The sequence below is a fragment of the Citrobacter sp. VF227 genome (genome assembly GCF_052950715.1).
Genome location: NZ_JBRFVF010000240.1, coordinates 1 through 527 on the forward strand (window position 1 = coordinate 1; position 527 = coordinate 527).

General features: G+C 69.4%; 1 protein-coding gene. It reads right to left on the minus strand.

Annotated features, from left to right (window positions below; translation table 11 throughout):
* The coding region (locus tag ACU8YC_RS26110; RefSeq protein WP_446896130.1) for a DUF2493 domain-containing protein at window positions 1-527 on the minus strand (527 nt) is incomplete at both ends.

The following is a 527-nucleotide window of genomic DNA, read 5'->3' on the forward strand; positions in this document are numbered from 1 at the left end:
GCCTTGCTGTGGCGCTTCCAGTCCGGCTTGAACACCACCTGGGCGACCTTGCGGTTCTCGGCCCATTTGGCCGCGTTCAGCTCGGCGCCGGTCCCGCCCCCGTGCAGCAGCACCATGTCGGGATGCTTGGCCCGGCCCTTGTCGAGGGTGTCCCAGATCACCGTGACGTCCTGGAACTCCTTGTCCCCGGTGAAGGCGATGCGGGTGCCCTGCGGCAGGTGGATCTCGGTCTCGGCCCGCCGCCGCGCGCTGATGTAGTCGCGCGAGTCGATCATCGCCGCGGTCATGGTGGCGTGGTTGACCCGCGAGCCCGAGTGCGGACGCCACAGCGACCGGGTGGTGCGTGTGAACAGATGAGCCGCGGTGTCCCGGGCGTACTCGAAGGCGTTGCGGCGCTCCGACAGGGTCAGCCCGAGGGCGGTGAGGCGCTCCAGCTCGACCGACAGCACCTCGCTGCCGTCCTGCTCGCGCTGGCTCGCCTTCTGCGCCTGCTCGTTCTCGTCGAGCTTGCGCTCGATCTGCTCGAC